We start from the raw sequence: 22534 nt of genomic DNA on the forward strand, positions 1-22534 counted from the left end.
GTGGATGGTTTTGCTGCCGCTGCGCGCCAGACCGCGGGCAAGCACGGCTGCTACGCCCTTCGGGCAGAAGCGGATCGCGGGTCTGTCTGACATCCGCTTTTGTTTCTGCCCGAAGGGCGTAGGAGGCGACTTTACTGCGCAGCAGGCAACAGGAAGCGTCCAATCACCGGCAGGTGGTCGGAGATCTGCAGGGTGTCGGCCTGGCGGACCTGTGCGTCAACACGCTTCAGGGTCGGGCTGTAGAAGAGGTAGTCGAGGGTGCGGTCCGGCCCGCTGATGCGTGGGTCGTTCGGGAAGCGGGTGTACCACTTGCGCCGATCCTCGCCGTTGGTGTCGTCATTGCTGGGGATCATCGGGTATTTGTCCCATAGCGCGTGTAACTGGCTTTCTGGCGAGTATTGCGCACGTTGCTCGGCGGGCAGGCGTTGGTATTGGCCTTGGGGCAGCAGGTTGAAGTCGCCGCCACTGATCCACGGGATGCCGTTTTGCTCGAACCCGTCGAGCAACTGCGTGGTGGCCGCGACCTGGCGTTGCAAGGTGTCGTCGCCTTCGTGGAAATCGCCCAGATGGGTATTCACCACGGCCAGGTGCCCGTCACCGGCCAACGGCAGGTAACTGACCAGCAATGCGCGGCGGGGCTCGAATTGGCGGCCGATCAGGTTGCCCTCTGGGGAGGGCAGTTGCAGGCGCTCGGCCTTTTCAATGCGAAAGCGGCTCAGGGTCGCGAGCTTCATGCCGACGCTGCCGAAGATGTGCGGATCGGGGACGAAATCCGATTTCCAGTAGAAGGCTTCGGTGCTGCAGGGGTACAGGTCAGTGACGCGTTCCTGCAACAGCGCCAGTTGATTGGTGTAGTCGGTGTTCTTGGCGCCGTCGTTCACCTCCTGCAACAGCACGATGTCGGGCTGTTCGTCGCGGATCACCCGGGCGACTTCGTCGAGGTTGTAGGCGATGTCCTGAATAGTAGGGCGCTTGTCCGGGCCGCTGCCGTCGGCCATGTCGTACCAGAACACGTAGCGTTTGCCGGCCAGGTACTGGATGTTCCAGGTCATGACCTTGAGCGCCTGACCGGGTACCAGCACCGGAGGCGCGGCGCCCCTGGCGTTGCAGGAAACCGGCATGCGTTCGTGCCTGGCCGGGTGCCAGGTCAGGTTGTAGATCAGCCCCGCGATCAGCGCGAGCAACAGGGCCAGAAACACGCCATAACGCAGCAGGCGGGGCATCGACGCTCCTCAGGACGGTTGTGAAGGCTCGTCGATCAGCATGAACAGACGGAACATCACCACGCTGATGAACAGCTGCAGGAAGCTGGAAATGGAGTCCACTGCCAACGACAGCATCGGGCTTTGCTGTTCAGGCAGTACGTAGAAACTCAGGCCTTCGAGCACCGACAGCGGGATGTAGACGAACAGCACGCAGACCAGAATGCGCACCACATGGCCGCGGGTCATCTTGAAGCTTTCGCGCATGGCATCCAGCGGGCCCAGGCCTCGCAGCACCAGCAGGTACTCGGAGAACACCAGTTTGATCATCACCCAGACACCGGGAACGATGAACAGCGACAGGCCCGCCATGATCAGCAGGGTGCTCAGGGCGGTCAGCACGGCGAACGTCGGCCACAGGCGCAGGGTGGCGGCGAACAGATCGCGCTTGGCCGGCGTCTCGCCCCGGGTCTTGGCGTCCAGGAAGAGGATCAGCGCGCCGGTGTACAGTGGGTAGAAGGCCAGGCCGATGAGCAGTTGCCAGCTCGCCGAACCGTCTGGGGCCGAGCTGCCCAGCACTTGCTTGGTCAGAGCCTCGAGTATCACCAGCGGCAGGCACAGCGACAGGATGCTGCCGAAATTGCGCCGGAAGAAGTAAAGCGAGTCTTGAATGATGGTCAGCGGATTCATGAAAGGGTCACAGGAAAAAGCAGGCCGACACTTTAACGTAGAGCCGGTGAGCGGGCCAATCGGATGGGCGGTCGCGGGCTTCTTAACTTTTTCTACATCCTATTGAAAGCCCCTTGAAACGCCCCATTACTGTTTGTGTCTGACACTTGCGTCAGTCACAGAATTCCTACGGCAATCTAACGAGGTCGCCATGCACAGCGAAGAGCAAACCCTGATCGATGGCTTGTTTACCAGACTCAAGCAAGCGGAAACCGATTCGGCCCCACGAGACGCCCAGGCCGAGGCGCTGATCAAGGAGCACCTGACCCGGCAACCTGCCGCGCCTTACTACATGGCGCAGGCGATCCTGGTGCAGGAGGTCGCGATCAAGCAGCTGGAGGCCCAGAGCCGCCAGCGCGACGAACAGATCCAGCAATTGCAGGCCGAGCTGCAGCGCGTCAAGGCCCAGGCGCCCGCGCAGGGCGGCGGTGGCTTCTTGTCGAGCATCTTCGGTGGTGGCTCGCGCGAGCCGCAACAGCCGCAGCAGCCGGCTTCTTCTTTTTCGCGCCCGTCCAGTCCGCCTCCGTCCTCGGGTGGCTGGCGCGACAATGGCCCGTCCAGCCCACCGCCCTACAACGCGCCACAGCAGGGCAACTACGCTCCACCGCCGCAGCAACAGGCGCCGGCTGCGCCATTCGGTAGTGGCTTCTTGGGTGGCGCGCTGAAAACCGCAGCGGGCGTGGCAGGCGGTGTGATGCTGGCTGAAGGCATCAGCAGCCTGTTCCACCACAACAGCCAGCCGCAGGAAATCGTCGAGATCATCGAAGAACAGCCTGCGCAGCCAGCCAGTAGCAACGATTTGGGCAATGGCAGCGGTTGGGGCGACGATCAGCAGCGTGTCACCAGCAACGATGGCTGGGGCAATGACTCCGGCGGTTTTGCCGATACCGACTACGGCAGCGACGATGGCGGCTTTTTCGGCGGCGATGATGACGATTCGTACGTTTGATCGCTGAACCGCATATCCCCCGTAGCAGCACGGCTTGCCGGCGGGGGCGGTGTGTCAGGCAACCCTGCATTGGCTGACACGCCGCTCCCGCCGGCAAGCCGTGCTGCTACGGGGTATGTCGTTGCAGGCCTTCAAGCAAACGCTTCTCTTCAATCCCCTCCCCAAACTGGCATACTGAGCGCCGGTCCGGTTTTCGGGCCGTTGTCGCCTGCCAGCGCATCGAGGAGTTCCGGTGAGAAGAATCGCGGTGTTTGCCGACGTACAGAACCTGTATTACACGGTGCGTCAGGCCCATGGTTGCCACTTCAACTATGCCGCACTCTGGGCGGACATCAGCAAGCGCGGGCAGATCGTCGAGGCCTACGCTTACGCCATCGACCGTGGCGACAGCAAACAGCAGCAATTCCAGCAGATCCTTCGTAACCTGGGATTCACCGTCAAGCTCAAGCCCTATATCCAGCGCAGCGATGGCTCGGCCAAGGGCGACTGGGATGTGGGCATCACCATCGACATCATGGACGTAGCGCCGAATGTCGACGAAGTGGTGCTGGCCTCCGGCGACGGTGATTTCGACCTGCTGCTCGACCGTATCATCAGCAAGCACGGCGTCGAGGCAGTGGCCTACGGTGTGCCTGGGCTGACCGCGAATTCGCTGATCCGCGCCGCCAGCCGCTACGTGCCGATCGAGGGCGGGTTGCTGCTCAAGAACTGAAGGCGCCTCAGACCTGTAGGAGCGCGCTTGCCCGCGACGGCGATCTGCCTGTGACAAATAGGTTGAGAGATACACCGCAGTCGCGGGCAAGCGCGCTCCTACAGCGTGTGTGCATACATAGATAAAGGTTTACCCATGCAAGAACGCATCGCCGTCATCGACTTCGAAACCACCGGCATCTCCCCAGGCAGCGGTTGCCGGGCGACCGAGATTGCCGTGGTGATCATGGAGCAGGGCGTCATCGTCGAGCGCTACCAGAGCCTGATGAACGCCGGCGTGCGCATTCCGGGTTTCATCGAATCCCTGACCGGCATCAGCAACAGCATGCTGCGCACGGCACCGCCGGCCGATCGGGTCATGAACGAAGTCGCCGAATTCGTCGGCCTGACACCACTGGTGGCGCACAACGCCGCGTTCGACCAGAAGTTCTGGGATTACGAACTGTCGCGCATCAAGCGCACCCGCGAGCAGAGCTTCGCCTGTTCGATGCTGCTCGCACGACGCCTGATGCCCAGCGCACCCAATCACAAGCTCGGCACCCTGACCTCCTGGGCGGGCCTGCCCAATACCGGCAAGGCACACCGGGCCATGGCCGACGCCGAAATGGCTGCCAACCTCACCGCGCACCTGAGCCTTGAATTGCGCAATACCCACGGGATCGCGGCTGTTTCCCACCAGTTGCTCTGCAAGTTGCAGAAAGTGCCGGCGAAGAAAATGATCGACGCCATCAGCAAACACCGCGGAGCTTGAGTTCACTGAACCCTGTAGGAGCGCGCTTGCCCGCGACGGCGATCTGCCTGTGACAAACAGGTTGAGAGACACACCGCTGTCGCGGGCAAGCGCGCTCCTACAGATGTAGTGCGTGATGCCAGTAGGTCTTCGTGGGGCGTGTGAAAGTGTACGGGTCGAATAATCTGCAGTTGTTACTGATTATGTAAACGCTGTCTCCTTAAAATGGCACTTCAAAAAACACGCCGGTGAATCCTGATGAGGTACTCACCGAATAAAAAGTTGAGCCGCTCATGCCTGCCACTCGCCGTTTTCCCCTGCTGCTGATCGGGGCCTTTTTCGCGCTGTATGTGATCTGGGGCTCCACGTATCTCGCCATCCGTATCGGTATCGAAACCTGGCCACCACTGATGATGGCCGGTGTGCGTTTCACCATCGCCGGTTCCATCCTGTTTGCCTTCATGCGCTTTCGCGGCGCGCCGATGCCGACCTGGAAAGAGTGGAAAGCCTCGGCCATGATCGGCTTCCTGTTGCTGGCCTGCGGCAACGGCGCGGTGACCCTGGCCGAGCACAACGGCGTGGCGTCAGGCGTGGCGGCATTGGCGGTGGCCGTGGTGCCGCTGTTCACGCTGCTGTTCGGCCTGCTCTGGGGGCACCGCAACACCTCGCTTGAGTGGGCGGGGATCGTGCTGGGCCTGATCGGCATCGGCCTGCTCAACCTGGGTTCCAACCTGCAGGCAAGCCCGCTGGGCGCGGCGCTGGTGATCTTCGCCGCCGCGACCTGGTCGTTCGGTTCGGTCTGGAGCCGCTATCTGCCGCTGCCCCCAGGCGCCATGGCCAGTGGCTGCGAAATGCTCACCGCTGGCGCCATGATGCTGATCGGCAGCTACGTCAGCGGCGAGCGCATGGTCCAATCCCCCGGCACCTCTGGTTGGCTGGTGATGGCGTACCTGGTGGTGTTCGGCTCCATCGTCGCGTTCAGCTCCTACATGTACCTGCTGAAAAACGTGCGCCCTGCGGCCGCCACCAGCTACGCCTACGTGAACCCCGCCGTGGCGGTGATGTTGGGTGTCCTGTTCGCCGATGAACACATTGGTGCGGCGGAAGCGGCGGCCATGTGCGTCATCATCAGCGCCGTCGTGTTGATCGGCTTGCCGCAGTGGCGCAAGCAGAGTGCCGTCCAGACAGGGTAAACTGCGCCAGGTTTCGCAGGAAAAGTGGCTGCGCTCAGCCATGCTGCGTTAAAAACAGGCTCGGAATGCTCATTTACAACCCGTAAACTCCGCTTCCTCGCCTGTTTTTGCCTTGCCTGACTTTCGCTCGCCGACTTTTCGTACGAAACCTAAAGCGTTTATTTATTTTCACGGTACCCCCATGACATTCGCCTCCCTTGGCCTGATCGAACCCCTGCTGCGTGCCCTTGAGGCACTTGGCTACCAGACGCCCACTCCCATTCAGGCCAAGGCCATCGCGCCTGTGCTCGAAGGCCGCGACCTGATGGCCGCTGCCCAGACCGGCACCGGCAAGACTGCAGGTTTCGCCCTGCCGCTGCTGCAACGCCTGACCATGGAAGGCCCGAAAGTCGCCGCCAACTCGGTGCGCGCGCTGGTGCTGGTACCGACTCGCGAGCTGGCCGAACAGGTGCATGAGGCGATCCGTCAGTACGCCGAACACCTGCCGTTGGCCACGTACGCGGTGTACGGCGGTGTCAGCATCAACCCGCAGATGATGAAACTGCGGCGCGGAGTCGATGTACTGGTGGCCACTCCGGGCCGGCTGCTGGACCTGCATCGTCAGAATGCGGTGAAGTTTTCCCAGGTTCAGACCCTGGTGCTCGACGAAGCCGACCGCATGCTGGACCTGGGCTTCTCCCAGGAACTGCGTGATATCTACGCAGCCTTGCCCAAACGCCGGCAGACGTTGCTGTTCTCGGCCACCTTTTCCGACCCGATCCGCGCACTGGCCGGGCAGATGCTCGATAACCCGCTGAGCATCGAAGTCAGCCCGCGTAACGTCGCGGCGACCTCGGTCAAGCAATGGGTGGTCACCGTCGACAAGAAGCGCAAGAGCGAGCTGTTCATCCATCTGCTGAAAAAGCAGCGTTGGGGCCAGGTGCTGGTGTTCGCCAAGACCCGCGTCGGCGTCGATCAACTGGTTGACCGTCTGCAGGGTCTGGGCATCAATGCCGACGGCATTCACGGCGACAAGCCGCAAGCGACCCGCCAGCGCGCGCTGGACCGCTTCAAGACCAACGAAGTGCAGATCCTCGTTGCGACCGATGTCGCGGCCCGCGGTTTGGACATCGACGACCTGCCGACCGTGGTCAACCTCGATCTGCCTATCGTTGCCGAAGACTACGTGCACCGCATCGGTCGTACCGGCCGTGCCGGGCAGACAGGCGAGGCGATCTCCCTGGTTTGCGCCGACGAAGTCGACCTGCTCAGCGCCATCGAAGTCCTGACCCGCCAGACCCTGCAACGCAAGGAAGAGCCGGATTTCGAGCCCGAGCACCGGGTACCGGTGACCGACGCCTCGGGGCAGATTCTGAAGAAACCGAAAAAGCCGAAGAAGCCTAAAGTCAGCGGCGGCGGCAAGCGCAATCTGGGCAAATGGGTCGACAGTGGCGACGCTGCACCGGAAGCGCCGGCGGCCAAGCCTGTGCGCAAGGTGCCGGTGTTCAATACCGGACCGCGCAAGCGTAAGCCGTAACCGCGCCGCGCCGCGTTACGTTCGTAGCAGCCGGGCTTGCCCGCGGGCAGCGGTGTGTCAGTCAATAGAGGATTCACTGATACACCGCTGCCCGCCGGCAAGCCGGACTGCTACAGTTAGGGTGTTGTGAATGGAATCGACGTGAGGTAACAGGGAGCGATGATCTCACTACGCCATTGTCTTTTCCCGCCCAAGCCCTCACCATCTGCTCCGGTTCTCCGCTCGCCCGATGGACTAGACGAATTGGCAGTACGTTCCGCCCACAAGCGCCCCGGATTCTGGTTGCTTCTGGCGCTTGCACTGACGTGCACGGCGTGTGCGAGCTATCTGAGTGCCGATTGGGACTTTTCCCTCATCAGCCGTCGGGCCGAATCGCTGTATGGGCCTCTGGGGGCCGGCAAGCAGCGCATCGATGCCTGGCAGAATCTGCTGTCGACCGAAAAGCAGATCGGCGAGATGGACAAGCTCAAAGTGGTGAACCAGTTCTTCAACAAGCAGATGCGCTACGAAGAAGACATCGACCTGTGGCATGAGGTCGATTACTGGGCAACGCCTGTGGAGTCCTTGATCAAGGGCGCAGGTGACTGTGAAGACTACGCCATCGCCAAGTATTTCAGCCTGCGCCGCCTGGGTGTGCCCAGCGAGAAGCTGCTCATCACCTACGTCAAGGCATTGCGTCTGAACCGTGCGCACATGGTGCTGACTTACTATTCGAGCCCCAATGCAATGCCGCTGGTGCTCGACAGTCTGATCGATGAAATCAAACCCGCCAACCAGCGGCAGGATCTCCTGCCGGTCTACTCCTTCAATGCCGAGGGGTTGTGGCTGCCGGGCGCGCAGGGCAACAAGAAAGTCAGCGATACCAAGCGTCTGTCCCGTTGGCAGGACGTTTTGAAGAAAATGGCCGCCGAAGGCTTCCCGGCCGAGCCTGAGAATTAGGAGCTCTGATGTCTCTGTTCAAACAGCTGTTGATCGCTATCTGTCTGTTTCTGGTGGTCGCGTTCGCGGGCAGCTTTGTCGTCAGCCTGGAAAGCTCGCGGGCCCAGTACGTCAACCAGTTGCGCTCACATGCCCAGGATGCGGCGACGTCGCTGGCGCTGTCGCTGACGGCCAACATCGACGACCCGGCGATGGTCGAACTGATGACTACCTCGATCTTCGACAGCGGCTACTACGCGAGCATTCGTGTGGTGGACCTGGCGACCAACGCAGTAATCGTCGAGCGCAGTGCAACCCCTGACAACCAGGGTGTGCCGCAGTGGTTCATCAATGCCATCGGCCTTGAGCCGGCGGGCGGCGAGGCCATCGTCAGCCGGGGTTGGGAGCAGGCGGCGCGGGTCGAGGTGGTCAGCCATCCGATGTTCGCCCTGGCCAAGTTGTGGCAGAGCGCGCTGGGTAGCCTGGGCTGGCTGGTAGTGTGTGGCATCGTCAGTGCGATTCTCGGTGCGATGCTGCTGCGTCGGCAGTTGAAGCCGCTCGATTACATGGTCGAGCAGTCCCAGGCTATCGGCCGTCGCGAGTTTCTGACCTTGCCTGAGCTGCCTCGCACGCCTGAATTGCGGCGGGTGGTTCAGGCGATGAACCAGATGGTCGAGAAGCTAAAGGCGCTGTTCAAGGAGAGCACCGAGCGCAGCGAGAAACTGCGGGTGGAGTCTTATCAGGACAGCCTGACGGGGCTGTCGAACCGGCGCTATTTCGACATGCAGCTCAAGGCTCATGTCAGCAGTCAGGAGGAGCACCGCGCAGGCCATCTGTTGCTGCTGCGGGTGCAGGATCTGGCGGGCCTGAACCAGCGGCTGGGCGGCAAGCGTACTGACGCATTGTTGATCGCGGTGGCGCAGGTGCTGAGCAATCACTGCGAGAAATATCCGAAGATCCGCAACCTTATCAGCCGCTCCCGCGGTGGTGAGTTTGCCGTTCTGGCGCCGGGCATGGAGCGCGATGAGGCGCTGGAGCTGGTCAAGGACCTTGAGCAGGCGCTGCAGGTACTGGGTGCTACCGGTGCTTGCGATCTGTCACCGGTCGCGCACATGGGCCTGGCCGCTTATACGCCGGGTGAGGCGCCGTTGACCTTGCTGGGGCTGGCCGACCAAGCGCTGTCGGTAGCCGAAACCCAGGGCGAGCAGACCTGGAGCTACGCCGAGAATGGCCTTGTGGCGAGCGTGGGTGACGATCAGCACACCTGGTATCGCACACTGGATCATGCGCTGACCCATGGCCGCTTCGAGCTGTTTTTCCAGCCTGTGGTCGAGTCGGCCAGCCCTGACCGGGTGTTGCATTACAAAGTGCTGTCGCGGCTGATCAACGAGCAGGGCTACGCCATCGCGGCAGGACGGTTCCTGCCGTGGATCGAGCGCTTTGGCTGGTCGAGCCGGCTGGACCTGATGATGCTCAAGCAGGTGCTGGCGCATCTTGAAACCCATGATCAGGCGCTGGCGCTGAACCTCTCGGCGCCGACGCTGGCTGACGCCGATGCGCTGGATCAGGTCTTCGAATTGCTGCGTCAGCATCCGAAGGTGGGCTCGCGCCTGACGTTCGAGATCGGCGAGGAACAGTTGCCGGAACAGGCGGTGCTGGAGAAGCTGGCGCGTCGGTTGAAGTCGGCCGGGTTCTCCCTGGCCCTGCAGCGTTTTGGCGGGCGCTTCAGCATGATCGGCAACCTGGCGCATCTTGGCCTGGCGTACCTGAAGATCGACGGCAGTTACATTCGCGCCATCGACGAAGAAAGCCACAAGCGGCTGTTCATCGAAGCGGTTCAGCGTGCTGCGCATAGCATCGATTTGCCATTGATCGCCGAACGGGTCGAGACCGAGGGCGAGCGCAAGGTGATCGTCGAGATGGGCATGGAAGGGGTGCAGGGCCGGTTGGTCGGTGACCCGGCGCCGTGGAAGTGAGCCCGCGCAAAACACCGACCCCGTAGCAGTCCGGCTTGCCGGCGATAGCGCTTTCAAGGGCGCCATCGCCGGCAAGCCGGACTGCTACGGGGTCGGAATACGCCTGTAGGAGCGCGCTTGCCCGCGACGGCGGTGTGTCATCCAGCACATCAGTGCCTGAACGGCCGCCATCGCCGGCAAGCCGGACTGCTACGGGGTCGGAATACGCCTGTAGGAGCGCGCTTGCCCGCGACGGCGGTTTGTCATCCAGCACATCAGTGCCTGAACGACCGCAATCGCGGGCAAGCGCGCTCCTACAAGGGTGGGGTGTGAAGCCTGTCGCGCGCGCTCCTGCTAGATCAACCGCGTTTCATCATCATTGATCAAATCGCTCAGGCCGCCCAGGGTTTCACGGGCCTGGGTACGGTCCATCAACTTCGCCTGGGCTGCCGGGGGCAGGTCGGTGATGTTGAGGATTCCTTTGCTGGTCAATACCTGAATCAAGTCGTCGAGTACCCGGATCATGTCCGTGTCGCTCAACTTCAACTTGTTCAGGCTCTTTTCAACGATCTCGTTGGCGTACCACGCCTGGATCTCGTGATCGTCGGCCGGTAGCTGGTCTGTCGCCTCGGCAAAGGCTGCCGCCTCCACACGAACAAGCACACCCTCTGCATCGCGCTGAACGTAAAACATGGCTCATTCCTCATTGAATGCAACGGCTGGCAGCCGTCGGTAACGGCTGCCAGCACAGTACATCAGCTCACGCGACTGATCTATCAGTGATGATCGACCTTGATGGTCGGATCAGTACCTTGAACCAGAGATTTGAGCATGTCGTTGTTCCAGGTCACGCCTTCGACCTTGATATGCACATCGGCCGTGCTGCCAGCGTTCGCCGCCGTGGTGGCGGTGGTGAACTTGCCTGCACTGCTGACTTCGATGGTGGTGTCCTTGCCATCGTTGGTGATCTGCAGGTACTTGCTCAGGTTGTTGAGGTCGTTGCTGTCCTCGCCTTGCAACAGGTCATGCAGATCGATCTTGTCGACCTTCTCGCTGAAGCCCTTGATCACGTCAAAGCCACCGCTGTTGGTGTCGCCAGCCTGCCAGACAAAGGTGTCCTTGCCGCTGCCACCGACCAGGATGTCGTTGCCCTTGCCGCCGATCAGGGTGTTGGTGCCGCCCTGGCCGAACAGGATGTCATCGCCGTTGCCGCCCAGCAGGGTGTCGTTGCCGTCTGCCAGCAGCGGGAACTTGCTGGTGTCGTAGGTATTGGACCCGTTGGCCAGTTTCGAGACATCGTCCACGTGGCTGGTGATGAATTGATGCAGTGCCTTGTCATCAATGGTCGATACGTTGACTTTCAACGCATCGGCCGCGAATGCCTTGAGCGCCGCAGTCCCTTCCAGCGTGCCGTAGTGGATGGCGTCACCGAACAGGATGTCGTTGCCATCGCCGCCGGTGACGGTGTCCTTGCCAGGACCGATCAGGGTTTCGTTGCTCAGGATCGCGTCCTTGAGCTTGGAAACGTCAATGACATTCTGCGAGTGGTTGTTGGTGTCGTACTTGTCCAGCGCGCTGGTGTTCAGGCCAATCGCTTCGATACCGTTACTTGCTGCTGCCAGTTTGTTGTAGGCGGCAGTGGTGTGCGAATCGAGCGTGCTGCCGACGCCTTTGATGCTGGAGTCGAACACGTTCGGCTGACCGTCGGTGATGAAGAAGGTCAACTTCTGCGCACCGGCGTTCACCGCATCGCTGCTGCCGAACCAGGAAGTGGTCTTGTTGAAAACCGCCTCATAGTTGGTGTTGCCGCTGGCTTTCAGGCCGTCCAGGTAGTTGTTCAGCGTGGTCAGGGCGCCGGCTTTCGACAGATCGACCGTGATGCCGTTGGCCGCACTGCTGGCGAAGTTGGTCAGGTAGATCTTGACGGTGCCGGCCTGCTCGCTGGTTGCCGCAGCAGCCAGAGTCGAGAACACCTGCTTCATCTGATCAACCATGGTTTTCAGGTTGCCGGACATGCTGCTCGAGGTGTCGACCATAAACGCGATGTCGTAGTTCTGACCCTTGACCAGCTTCATCGCGCTGACGTCCGCCACGACGATGTCGTTGGTCGCGGTACCTGTGACCGTGCTGTCGCCGGCCGTGCCTTCGGTGGCCTTGTAGGTGCCTGCATCGACAGTGACGACGATGTTCTTGCTGTCGGTCGCGGTCGCCGTGGCGCCAGGCACGCCCACCAGCGCTTTCTCAGTGGCGGTCGCAGTGACGTTCAGGGTGAACTGGCCGCTGTAGTAGGCAGTCTTGACGGTGAGGCTTGCCAGATTCCATGTGCTGACATCCAGCCCTTTGGCCGCATCGGCCAGGGTTGCGCTGTGTCCTTCACCATCGGTAATGATGCCGTTGGCCAGGGCCTTGGCGTCGCCGGTGGAGCTGGTGAGCTTCAGGACCAGAGTATGCGTCTCGGAGCCGTCTTGGCTGTCGGTGAAGGTTGCGGCAACCGGAGCCAGCTTGACCACGCCATTTTCCAGACCGTGGTTGAGCTCGTAACCGGCGTAGTAACCCTCGCCTTTGACGCCGCTGACTTCATTGAGGTCCGAAACGGTCAGGCCCGAATTGGTCAGGTCGGTCAACGAAGCGTACAGCGGCACGTTGGCACTGGTCAGCGCCACAGTCTGGCTGGTGTTGCCGACGGTGGTGGTCAGGTTGATGTTGTAGTTGCCCGCACCCGCCTGGTTGTAGTGGTAGATGTCCAGGGTGTAATAGCCAGTCGCGGTGGGCGTGTAACCCGTCGCGCTGATCGCGCCGCCGGCAGTGCCCCACGCCGCGTTGGCAACGGTCTTGCCGCCGATGGTGATCAGCAGGCTGTCGTCCGCCGAGCCACCGAAGGTGTAGGTCTTGCCGGCTTCCAGGTAGATCAGGCCGGACAGCTTGGTGCCGGTGCCCTCGACAACGTTGCTCTCGCTGGCGTTGTTTGCGGTGGTCTCGCTGGTTGGCGCCGGCGCGCTGGCGAAGCCCGCCTTGATGGTGTCTTCGCTTGCACCGTTGCCGTTGTTACCCATGTTTTGCAGGGTCTTGACCCAGACGTCCTTGACCAGACCGGTGCTGGTGATCACGTCGCTGCCGACGGTCACGTACGGCTGATCGACGACCGGAGTGACGTTGATGGTGCCAGTCGCCTTGCCGCTTGCCAGGCCCAGGTTATCCACAGCGGTGTAGTTGAAGCTGGTGCTGCCGCTCCAGTCTGCAGTCGGCTTGAAGTAGATCGTGGCCGAGTTGTTCGTGGCTGCGATGTTGCTGAGGTTGGTCAGCTCGATCGTGGCATTGGCATCGCTGTAGAACTTGCCGTGACTGCTCAGGTCGTCCAGGTCGGACAGGCTGAACTTGCTCACGGTGCCGTCGACATCGTTGCCGCTCAGGGTGATGGCGATTGCAGGCGTGGTTTGACCGGCATCTTCCAGGCCCGTTGCGCTGGTGGCGTTGGCCACAGGCGCGTCGTTGGTGCCGGTGACGACGATGGTCAGAACCGAACTGCTGCTCAGGCCGGCCTTGTCGGTGACGGTGAACGGCACGGTCAGTGTCAGTTTTTCACCGGCGGCCAGGTGTTGATACGCCTGGTTGCTGGCATCCAGTGTCCACACGCCTGCGTCGTTGACGCTGAAGCCGGCTGGTTTGTTGGCGTTGGCGACCGAGTAGTGCAGGACATCGTTGTCGTCGACATCGGTGGCTTGCAGCTGGCCTGTGGTGGTGGTGTCTTCCACGCCGGTACCGGAACTGAGCTTGGCCACTGGCGCATCGTTGGTGCCGGTAACGGTGATGGTCAGTACCGAGGTGCTGCTCGCACCGGCCTTGTCGGTGACGGTGAACGGCACGGACAGAGTGGTGGTCTGGCCTGCGGCCAGGTGCTGGTAGGCCGCGTTGCCGGCGTCCAGGGTCCACTGGCCAGCGGCGTTGACACTGAAGCCTGCTGGTTTGCTGGCATCGGCGACGCTGTAGGTCAGTACATCACCTGCGTCGACGTCGGTCGCCTGCAGTTGGCCTTTGGTAATGGTGTCTTCAACACCGGTGCCGGAGCTGGCGACTGCCACGGGTGCGTCGTTGACCGCCACCACGTTGACCGTGACGGTCGCGGTGTTGGAAGTCTCGTGGCCATCGGTGACGGTGTAGCTGAAGCTGACAGGACCGTTGACGTCCTTGGCCGGGGTGAAGATCACGTTGCCAGCGGCATCCATGATGACCGAACCGACCACTTTGCCGCTGGCGTCGAAGACGTCGGAGGCGACTTTCGGATCATGGCCTTGCAGCGAGTTGATGGTCAGCTTGTCGCCGTCGGCATCGGTGTCGTTGCCCACGATGGTCTGCGCCTTGATGACCAGAGGCTGGTCTTCGAGGGTCGTCAGGGTGCTGTGCGCCAGGGTCACTGCGTTGCTGGTGCCCAGCACGCTGTAGGCGCCGGTCACGTTGTTGACGATCGAGGCCACCTCGACTTTCAGCTGTGCGTAGCCGCCCTGATCCCAATAGACGATCTGGATATCGTGGTCACCTGCCGCTGCGATCGAGAAGGTGGTGGTGTGGTCGGCGGACGACTGGTTGCCGTCAAAGGCGGCGACCTGCTTGCCATCGATGAAGACGATGTAGCCGTCGTCAGCAGTGATTTTCAGCGAGTAGTCACCTGCGGCCATGTTGACCTTGCCCGCCAGTTCGATGATCGCATCGGAGGTGGTGGTCTGAGTGGTGCCGTTGGTGTAGACCAGCGAGCCCTTGTCGGAGCCCAGGAACGATTGCAGGTTGCCCGAATTGCCCAGGTCATTGCTGAACGCAGAACCGCCACCGTAGTTCAGGGTTTTCGCGTCGAAGGTCGCGTCAGCCTTGTGCGAGGCGATGAAGTCCAGCGCCTGCTTGATGGTGCCCAGGTTCGGACCGTCGGTGCCTTCCTTGTAGCCGTAGTAGTTGCCTTGCAGGCTGCCGGTGACGGTCGCGCCGATGTCGTTGACGGCGATCGGTGCGTCGTTGGTGCCGGTGATGGTGATGACCAGGTTCGAGGTGCTGGTGGCACCCGCCTTGTCAGTCACGGTGAACGGCACGGTGACGGTGGCGATTTCGCCCGCTGCCAGGTGCTGGTACGCCGGGTTGCCGGCGTCCAGAGTCCACTGGCCGGTGGTGCTGTCCAGGGTGAAACCGGCTGGCTTGTCAGCGTCCTTGACGGTGTAGGTCAGGACGTCGCCGTCGTCCACATCGGTGGCCAGCAGCTTGCCGGTGGTGATGGTGTCTTCCACGCCGGTGCCAGTGCTGACTTTCGCCACAGGCGCGTCGTTGGTGCCGGTAACGGTGATGGTCAGGGTCGAGGTGCTGGTCAGGCCGGCCTTGTCGGTGACGGTGAACGGCACGTTGACGGTGGTGGTCTGGCCTGCGCCCAGGTGCTGGTAGGCCGCGTTGCTGGCGTCCAGGGTCCACTGGCCTGCATCGTTGACGGTGAAGCCGGCTGGCTTGTTGGTCACGGTGTAGGTCAGGACGTCGTTGTCGTCGACATCGGTCGCTTTCAGCTGGCCGCTGACAGATTTGTCTTCGTCCACGGCAGCAGTGCTGACGGTCGCCACAGGCGCATCGTTGGTGCCGGTAACGGTGATGGTCAGGGTCGAGGTGCTGGTGGCGCCCGCTTTGTCGGTGACGGTGAACGGCACGTTGACGGTGGTCGTCTGGCCTGCGCCCAGGTGCTGGTAGGCCGCGTTGCCGGCGTCCAGGGTCCACTGGCCTGCATCGTTGACGGTGAAGCCGGCTGGCTTGTTGGTCACGGTGTAGGTCAGCACGTCGTTGTCGTCGACATCGGTCGCTTTCAGCTGGCCGCTGACGGACTTGTCTTCGTCCACGGCAGCAGTGCTGACGGTCGCCACAGGCGCATCGTTGGTGCCGGTGACGGTGATGGTCAGGGTCGAGGTGCTGGTGGCGCCCGCTTTGTCAGTGACGGTGAACGGCACGTTGACGGTGGTCGTCTGGCCGGCCGCCAGGTGCTGGTAAGCCGCGTTGCCGGCGTCCAGGGTCCACTTGCCAGTGGCGTCAACGGTAAAGCCAGCTGGCTTGTTGGTCACGGTGTAGGTCAGAACGTCGTTGTCGTCGACATCGGTCGCTTTCAGCTGGCCGCTGACAGATTTGTCTTCGTCCACGGCGGCAGTGCTGACGGTCGCCACAGGCGCGTCGTTGGTGCCGGTAACGGTGATGGTCAGGGTCGAGGTGCTGGTGGCGCCCGCTTTGTCCGTGACGGTGAACGGCACGTTGACGGTGGTCGTCTGGCCGGCCGCCAGGTGCTGGTAAGCGGCATTGCTGGCGTCCAGAGTCCACTGGCCTGCGTTGTTGACGGTAAAGCCGGCTGGCTTGTTGGTCACGGTGTAGGTCAGGACGTCGTTGTCGTCGACATCGGTCGCTTTCAGCTGGCCGCTGACAGATTTGTCTTCGTCCACGGCGGCAGTGCTGACGGTCGCCACAGGCGCGTCGTTGGTGCCGGTGACGGTGATGGTCAGGGTCGAGGTGCTGGTGGCGCCCGCTTTGTCGGTGACGGTGAACGGCACGTTGACGGTGGTCGTCTGGCCGGCCGCCAGGTGCTGGTACGCCGCATTGCTGGCGTCCAGAGTCCACTGGCCTGCGTTGTTGACGGTAAAGCCGGCTGGCTTGTTGGTCACGGTGTAGGTCAGCACGTCGTTGTCGTCGACATCGGTCGCTTTCAGCTGGCCGCTGACAGATTTGTCTTCGTCCACGGCGGCAGTGCTGACGGTCGCCACAGGTGCGTCGTTGGTGCCGGTAACGGTGATGGTCAGTACCGAGGTGCTGCTCGCACCGGCCTTGTCGGTGACGGTGAACGGCACGGACAGGGTGGTGGTCTGGCCTGCGGCCAGGTGCTGGTACGCCGCGTTGCCGGCGTCCAGGGTCCACTGGCCAGCGGCGTTGACGCTGAAGCCGGCTGGTTTGCTGGCATCGGCGACGCTGTAGGTCAGTACATCGCCAGCGTCGACGTCGGTCGCCTGCAGTTGGCCTTTGGTGATGGTGTCTTCAACACCGGTGCCGGAGCTGGCGACTGCCACGGGTGCGTCGTTGACCGCCACCACGTTGACCGTGACGGTCGCGGTGTTGGAAGTCTCATGACCATCGGTGACGGTGTAGCTGAAGCTGACCGGACCGTTGACGTCCTTGGCCGGGGTGAAGATCACGTTGCCAGCGGCATCCATGATGACCGAACCGACCACTTTGCCGCTGGCGTCGAAGACGTCGGAGGCGACTTTCGGATCATGGCCCTGCAGCGAGTTGATGGTCAGCTTGTCGCCGTCGGCATCGGTGTCGTTGCCCACGATGGTCTGCGCCTTGATGACCAGAGGCTGGTCTTCGAGGGTCGTCAGGGTGCTGTGCGCCAGCGCAATGTCAGGGTTGGTGCCCAGCACGCTGTAGGCGCCGGTCACGTTGTTGACGACCGAGGCCACTTCGACTTTCAACTGTGCCTGACCACCCTGATCCCAATAGACGATCTGGATGTCGTGTTCGCCGCCGTTATCGAGCGTGAACGTGGTGGTATGGGTAGTCGGCGACTGGTTGGCGTTGTACAGCGCCACCTGCTTGCCATCGATCAGCACGATGTAGCCATCGTCTGCAGTGATCTTCAGCGAGTAGGTGCCGGCCGCCATGCTCACCTTGCCAGCCAGCTCGATGATGGCATCGGAAGTGGTGGTCTGGGTGGTGCCATTGGTGTAGACCAGCGAACCCTTGTCGCTGCCCAGGAATGTATCCAGGTTGCCGGAGTGGCCCAGGTCGTTACCGAATCCGCCACCGTAGTTCAGGGTCTTCGCGTCGAAACTCGCGTCAGCCTTGTGCGAGGCGATGAAATCCAGCGCCTGCTTGATGGTGCCCAGGTTCGCACCGTCGGTGCCTTCCTTGTAGCCGTAGTAGTTGCCTTGCAGGCTGCCGGTGACGGTCGCGCCGATGTCGTTGACGGCGATCGGTGCGTCGTTGGTGCCGGTGATGGTGATGACCAGGTTCGAAGTGCTGGTGGCACCTGCCTTGTCAGTCACGGTGAACGGCACGGTGACGGTGGCGATTTCGCCCGCTGCCAGGTGCTGGTACGCCGGGTTGCCGGCGTCCAGAGTCCACTGGCCGGTGGTGCTGTCCAGAGTGAAGCCGGCGGGCTTGTCGGCATCCTTGACGGTGTAGGTCAGGACGTCGCCGTCATCCACATCGGTGGCCTGCAGCTGACCACTGACGGACTTGTCTTCAGTCACGGCAGCAGCGCCGGGCTTGGCAACCGGCGCGTCGTTGGTGCCGGTGACGGTGATGGTCAGGGTCGAAGTGCTGGTCAAACCGGCCTTGTCGGTGACGGTGAACGGCACGGACAGGGTCGTGGTCTGGCCTGCGCCCAGATGCTGGTAGGCGTCGTTGCTGGCGTCCAGGGTCCATTTGCCGGAGGCATCAACGCTGAAGCCGGCTGGCTTGTCGGCATCGTTGACGCTGTAGGTCAGGACGTCGCCGTCATCCACATCGCTGCCTTGCAACTGGCCAGTCGTGGTGGTGTCTTCCACGCCGGTGCCAGTGCTGACGGTCGCCACAGGCGCGTCGTTGGTGCCGGTGACGGTAATGGTCAGGGTCGAAGTGCTGGTGGCGCCCGACTTGTCAGTGACGGTGAACGGAATGTCCAGGGTCGCAGTCTGGCCGGCGGCCAGGTGCTGGTATGCCGCGTTGCTGGCGTCCAGGGTCCACTTGCCAGTGGCGTCAACGGTGAAGCCCGCTGGCTTGTTGGCGTCGGTGACGGTGTAGGTCAGGACATCGTTGTCGTCGATGTCAGTGGCTTGCAGTTGGCCGCTGACGGATTTGTCTTCGTCCACGGCAGCAGTGCTGACGGTCGCCACAGGCGCGTCGTTGGTGCCGGTGACGGTGATGGTCAGGGTCGAAGTGCTGGTCAGGCCAGCCTTGTCGGTGACGGTGAACGGGATGTCCAGGGTAGCGGTCTGGCCGGCAGCCAGGTGCTGGTACGCCGCATTGCTGGCGTCCAGGGTCCATTTGCCGGAGGCATCAACGCTGAAGCCGGCTGGCTTGTCGGCATCGTTGACGCTGTAGGTCAGGACGTCGCCGTCATCCACATCGCTGCCTTGCAACTGGCCGGTCGTGGTGGTGTCTTCCACGCCGGTGCCGGTGCTGACGGTCGCCACAGGCGCGTCGTTAGTGCCGGTAACGGTGATGGTCAGGGTCGAGGTGCTGGTTGCGCCCGACTTGTCAGTGACGGTGAACGGGATGTCCAGGGTCGTAGTCTGGCCGGCAGCCAGGTGCTGATATGCAGCGTTGCTGGCGTCCAGAGTCCACTTGCCAGTGGCGTCAACGGTGAAGCCGGCTGGCTTGTTGGCATCGGTGACCGTGTAGGTCAGGACATCGTTGTCGTCGATGTCAGTGGCTTGCAGTTGGCCGCTGACGGATTTGTCTTCGTCTACAGCAGCAGTGCTGACGGTCGCCACAGGCGCGTCGTTGGTGCCGGTGACGGTGATGGTCAGGATCGAGGTGCTGCTCGCGCCCAGCTTGTCGGTGACGGTGAACGGCACGTTCAAGGTCGTGGTCTGGCCTGCGGCCAGGTGCTGGTAAGCCGCGTTGCCGGCGTCCAGAGTCCACTTGCCGCTGGCATCCACGCTGAAGCCCGCTGGCTTGTCGGCGTTCTTGACGCTGTAGCTGAGCACGTCGTTGTCGTCGACATCGGTGGCTTGCAGTTGGCCGGTGGTCTTGGTGTCTTCCACGCCGGTGCCGGTGCTGACCTGGGCAACCGGTGCATCGTTGGTGCCGGTGACGGTGATCTTCAGGGTCGAAGTGCTGGTCGCACCCGACTTGTCAGTGACGGTGAACGGTACGTTGAGGACGGTGGTCTGGCCGGCACCCAGGTGCTGATAGGCCGCGTTGCTGGCGTCCAGGGTCCACTGGCCAGCAGCGTTGACACTGAAACCGGCCGGTTTGTTGGCATCGGTGACGGTGTAGGTCAGCACGTCGTTGTCGTCGACGTCGGTGGCTTGCAGTTGGCCACTGACGGACTTGTCTTCGGTCACGGCAGCAGTGCTGGCCTTGGCCACAGGCGCGTCGTTGGTGCCGGTGACGGTGATGGTCAGGATCGAGGTGCTGCTCGCGCCCAGCTTGTCGGTGACGGTGAACGGCACGTTCAAGGTCGTGGTCTGGCCTGCGGCCAGGTGCTGGTACGCCGCGTTACCGGCATCCAGGGTCCACTGGCCGGCGGCGTTGACGCTGAAGCCCGCTGGCTTGTCGGCAGTCTTGACGCTGTAGCTCAGGACATCGTTGTCGTCGACATCGGTGGCCTGCAGTTGGCCGGTGGTCTTGGTGTCTTCCAGACCTGTGCCGATGCTGGCCTTGGCGATCGGTGCATCGTTGGTGCCGATCACGGTGATTTTCAGGGTCGAGGTGCTGGTCGCGCCCGACTTGTCAGTGACGGTGAACGGTACGTTGAGCACGGTCGTCTGACCGGCTGCCAGGTGCTGGTAGGCCGCATTGCCGGCATCCAGGGTCCACTGGCCAGCAGCGTTGACACTGAAACCGGCCGGTTTGTTGGCATCGGTGACGGTGTAGGTCAGGACGTCGTTGTCGTCGATGTCAGTGGCTTGCAGCTTGCCGCTGACGCTCTTGTCTTCCAGTACCAGGGCGCTGCTGGCGGAGGCCACAGGTGCGTCGTTGGTGCCGGTGACGGTGATGGTCAGGGTCGAAGTGCTGGTGGCGCCCGACTTGTCGGTGACGGTGAACGGCACGTTCAAGGTGGTGGTCTGGCCGGCCGCCAGGTGCTGGTAGGCCGAGTTGCTGGCATCCAGGGTCCACTTACCGGTGGAGTCAACGGTGAAGCCGGCCGGTTTGTCGGCGTTCTTGACGCTGTAGGTCAGGACGTCGTTGTGGTCGATGTCAGTGGCCTGCAACTGACCGCCGACGCTGGCATCTTCGTTCACGGCAGCAGTGGTCGCCGAGGCGATCGGTGCGTCGTTGGTGCCGGTCAGCTTGATGGTCAGGGTGCTGGTGTCGGTGGCGCCATGTTCGTCGGTCACGGTGTAGTTGACGACGATGGTCTTGACTTCGCCGGCTGCCAGGCTCTGGTAAGCGGCGTTGCTCGGATCGAAAGTCCACTTGCCCTGAGCGTTCAGGGTGAAGCCGTCAACGGCAGGCGTACCTGGCGTCTGGCTGAAGGTCAGCACGGCGTTGTGGTCGATGTCGGTTGCGGTCAGTTCGCCCGACAGGATCGCCGGCTTGTTGACCTGCTGGGCCATGTGCTGGGCGGTCTCGCCGCTGGTGGTCAGCACATAGTTGCCGGCGTTGGCCGAGACCGCGCCGTTGGTCACCACGGAGTTCACGGTAGCGCCGGTGACGTTGCCCACGTTCAGCGTCGAGTTCTGCAGGCTGTCGCCCTGGTTGGCGACGCCGACGACGATCTGATAAGTGCCTGGCTTGTCGAAGACTTGCGAGAACGTCTGGTTGCCTGACGAGCCGTAGCTGCCGACCGCATTGATGTCGCTCAGCGTCGTTGCCGGCTTGCCATTGACCTGTACGAAGGCGAAGTCGTTGTACGGCTTGTAGTCACTGGTGCTGAAGTTCCAGTTGAAGGAGACCTTCTGGTTGGCTTCAGTGGTGGTCACGGTGATGACCATCGACGAGCCGTTGGTGGCGTTGCTCACAACGCCGCTGCCGGTCATCTGGTCTTCCACGGCCGAAACGGTGGCCGCTTGGGCAACCGGTGCATCGTTGGTGCCGGTGACGGTCAGCGTCAGGTATTCGACGTTGCTGGTGGCGTTGTTATTGTCGGTGACGGTGAACGGCACCTTGATGGTCTGGACCTCGCCCTCGGCCAGGTTCTGGTACGCCGCATTGCTGGTGTCCAGGGTCCACTTGCCGGTGGCGGTGTCCAGGGTGAAGCCGGCCGGCTTGTCGGCATCCTTGATGCTGTAGGTCAGGGTGTCGGTGCTGTCCGGATCGCTGGCCTGCAGTTGTCCGGTGGCCAGGCCCGTGTCTTCCTTGGCGGTGCCAACGCTCGCCGAGGCAACCGGTACATCGTTGGTGCCGGTGATGGTCAGGGTCAGGGTCGAAGTGCTGGTCGCACCGGCCTTGTCGGTGACGGTGAACGGCACATCGATGGTCAGTTTTTCACCGGCCGCCAGATGCTGATAGGCCGCATTGCCCGCGTCCAGGGTCCATTGACCGGTGGCGCTATCCAGCGTGAAGCCGGCTGGCTTGTTGGCGTCGGTGACGGTGTAGGTCAGGACGTCGTTGTCGTCCACATCGGTCGCGTTGAGCTGGCCGCTGACGGATTTGTCTTCATCCACGGCAGCAGTGCTGACGGTCGCCACAGGCGCGTCGTTGGTGCCGGTAACGGTGATGGTCAGGGTCGAAGTGCTGGTGGCGCCCGACTTGTCGGTGACAGTGAACGGAATGTCCAGGGTCGCAGTCTGGCCGGCGGCCAGGTGCTGGTATGCCGCGTTGCTGGCGTCCAGGGTCCACTGGCCCGCGTCGTTGACGCTGAAACCGGCTGGTTTGTCGGCGTCCTTGACGGTGTAGGTCAGGACGTCGTTGTCGTCCACATCGGTCGCGTTGAGCTGGCCGCTGACGGACTTGTCTTCGTCCACGGCAGCAGTGCTGACGG

Annotated in this window: 11 protein-coding genes; 7 read left to right on the plus strand and 4 right to left on the minus strand. The window is 62.4% G+C overall.

Annotated elements, in window-relative coordinates:
- Positions 1-131: 131 nt before the first annotated feature.
- Positions 132-1223, minus strand: a complete 1092-nt coding sequence (locus tag ACIPO9_RS21840) for an endonuclease/exonuclease/phosphatase family protein (protein WP_400783439.1) — start codon at positions 1221-1223, stop codon at positions 132-134.
- 9 nt (positions 1224-1232) lie between these two features.
- Positions 1233-1892 carry a YciC family protein gene (locus ACIPO9_RS21845; RefSeq protein WP_400783442.1) on the minus strand — a complete coding sequence of 220 codons (660 nt, stop codon included), beginning with the start codon at positions 1890-1892 and terminating at the stop codon, positions 1233-1235.
- Between the two features lie 190 nt (positions 1893-2082).
- Between ACIPO9_RS21845 and ACIPO9_RS21850 the strand changes: the two genes are divergently transcribed.
- The 7 genes from ACIPO9_RS21850 to lapD all read left to right on the plus strand — a co-directional run bounded on the left by ACIPO9_RS21850 (position 2083) and on the right by lapD (position 9924).
- Complete coding sequence (locus ACIPO9_RS21850) at positions 2083-2880, plus strand: DUF2076 domain-containing protein (RefSeq protein WP_400783445.1); 798 nt, start codon at positions 2083-2085, stop codon at positions 2878-2880.
- 232 nt (positions 2881-3112) lie between these two features.
- A complete protein-coding gene (locus ACIPO9_RS21855; RefSeq protein WP_274135442.1) occupies positions 3113-3592 on the plus strand; it encodes an NYN domain-containing protein in 480 nt (159 codons plus the stop codon).
- 135 nt (positions 3593-3727) lie between these two features.
- The gene (locus tag ACIPO9_RS21860; RefSeq protein ID WP_274135443.1) at positions 3728-4342 is read left to right on the plus strand and encodes a PolC-type DNA polymerase III; all 615 of its coding nucleotides are present in this window, start codon (positions 3728-3730) and stop codon (positions 4340-4342) included.
- A gap of 272 nt (positions 4343-4614) precedes the next feature.
- The gene (gene yedA, locus ACIPO9_RS21865; protein WP_274135444.1) at positions 4615-5514 is read left to right on the plus strand and encodes a drug/metabolite exporter YedA; all 900 of its coding nucleotides are present in this window, start codon (positions 4615-4617) and stop codon (positions 5512-5514) included.
- A 181-nt stretch (positions 5515-5695) separates the two neighbouring features.
- Positions 5696-7030, plus strand: a complete 1335-nt coding sequence (locus ACIPO9_RS21870; protein WP_400609146.1) for a DEAD/DEAH box helicase — start codon at positions 5696-5698, stop codon at positions 7028-7030.
- 243 nt (positions 7031-7273) lie between these two features.
- Positions 7274-7969: a cysteine protease LapG gene (gene lapG, locus ACIPO9_RS21875; RefSeq protein ID WP_400609148.1), complete on the plus strand. Its 696-nt coding sequence runs from the start codon at positions 7274-7276 to the stop codon at positions 7967-7969.
- Positions 7970-7977: 8 nt separating this feature from the next.
- A complete protein-coding gene (gene lapD / locus ACIPO9_RS21880; RefSeq protein ID WP_400783448.1) occupies positions 7978-9924 on the plus strand; it encodes a cyclic di-GMP receptor LapD in 1947 nt (648 codons plus the stop codon).
- Between the two features lie 333 nt (positions 9925-10257).
- On the opposite strand, the gene ACIPO9_RS21885 is transcribed toward lapD, so the two are convergent.
- A complete protein-coding gene (locus tag ACIPO9_RS21885) occupies positions 10258-10596 on the minus strand; it encodes a tryptophan synthase subunit beta (RefSeq protein ID WP_274135447.1) in 339 nt (112 codons plus the stop codon).
- 83 nt (positions 10597-10679) lie between these two features.
- Positions 10680-22517 carry a VCBS domain-containing protein gene (locus ACIPO9_RS21890; RefSeq protein ID WP_400783450.1) on the minus strand — a complete coding sequence of 3946 codons (11838 nt, stop codon included), beginning with the start codon at positions 22515-22517 and terminating at the stop codon, positions 10680-10682.
- Positions 22518-22534: the final 17 nt, after the last annotated feature.

The organism is Pseudomonas sp. NPDC090203 (genome assembly GCF_044746765.1).
Taxonomy (GTDB): Bacteria; Pseudomonadota; Gammaproteobacteria; order Pseudomonadales; family Pseudomonadaceae; genus Aquipseudomonas; species Aquipseudomonas putida_AD.

Coding starts and splice junctions, on each gene's coding strand:
- ACIPO9_RS21885 (WP_274135447.1), bottom strand. CDS start 10,596: ATGTTTTACGTTCAGCGCGATGCAGAGGGTGTGCTTGTTCGTGTGGAG.
- ACIPO9_RS21845 (WP_400783442.1), bottom strand. CDS start 1,892: ATGAATCCGCTGACCATCATTCAAGACTCGCTTTACTTCTTCCGGCGC.
- ACIPO9_RS21870 (WP_400609146.1), top strand. CDS start 5,696: ATGACATTCGCCTCCCTTGGCCTGATCGAACCCCTGCTGCGTGCCCTT.
- ACIPO9_RS21840 (WP_400783439.1), bottom strand. CDS start 1,223: ATGCCCCGCCTGCTGCGTTATGGCGTGTTTCTGGCCCTGTTGCTCGCG.
- ACIPO9_RS21850 (WP_400783445.1), top strand. CDS start 2,083: ATGCACAGCGAAGAGCAAACCCTGATCGATGGCTTGTTTACCAGACTC.
- ACIPO9_RS21860 (WP_274135443.1), top strand. CDS start 3,728: ATGCAAGAACGCATCGCCGTCATCGACTTCGAAACCACCGGCATCTCC.
- lapD (WP_400783448.1), top strand. CDS start 7,978: ATGTCTCTGTTCAAACAGCTGTTGATCGCTATCTGTCTGTTTCTGGTG.
- yedA (WP_274135444.1), top strand. CDS start 4,615: ATGCCTGCCACTCGCCGTTTTCCCCTGCTGCTGATCGGGGCCTTTTTC.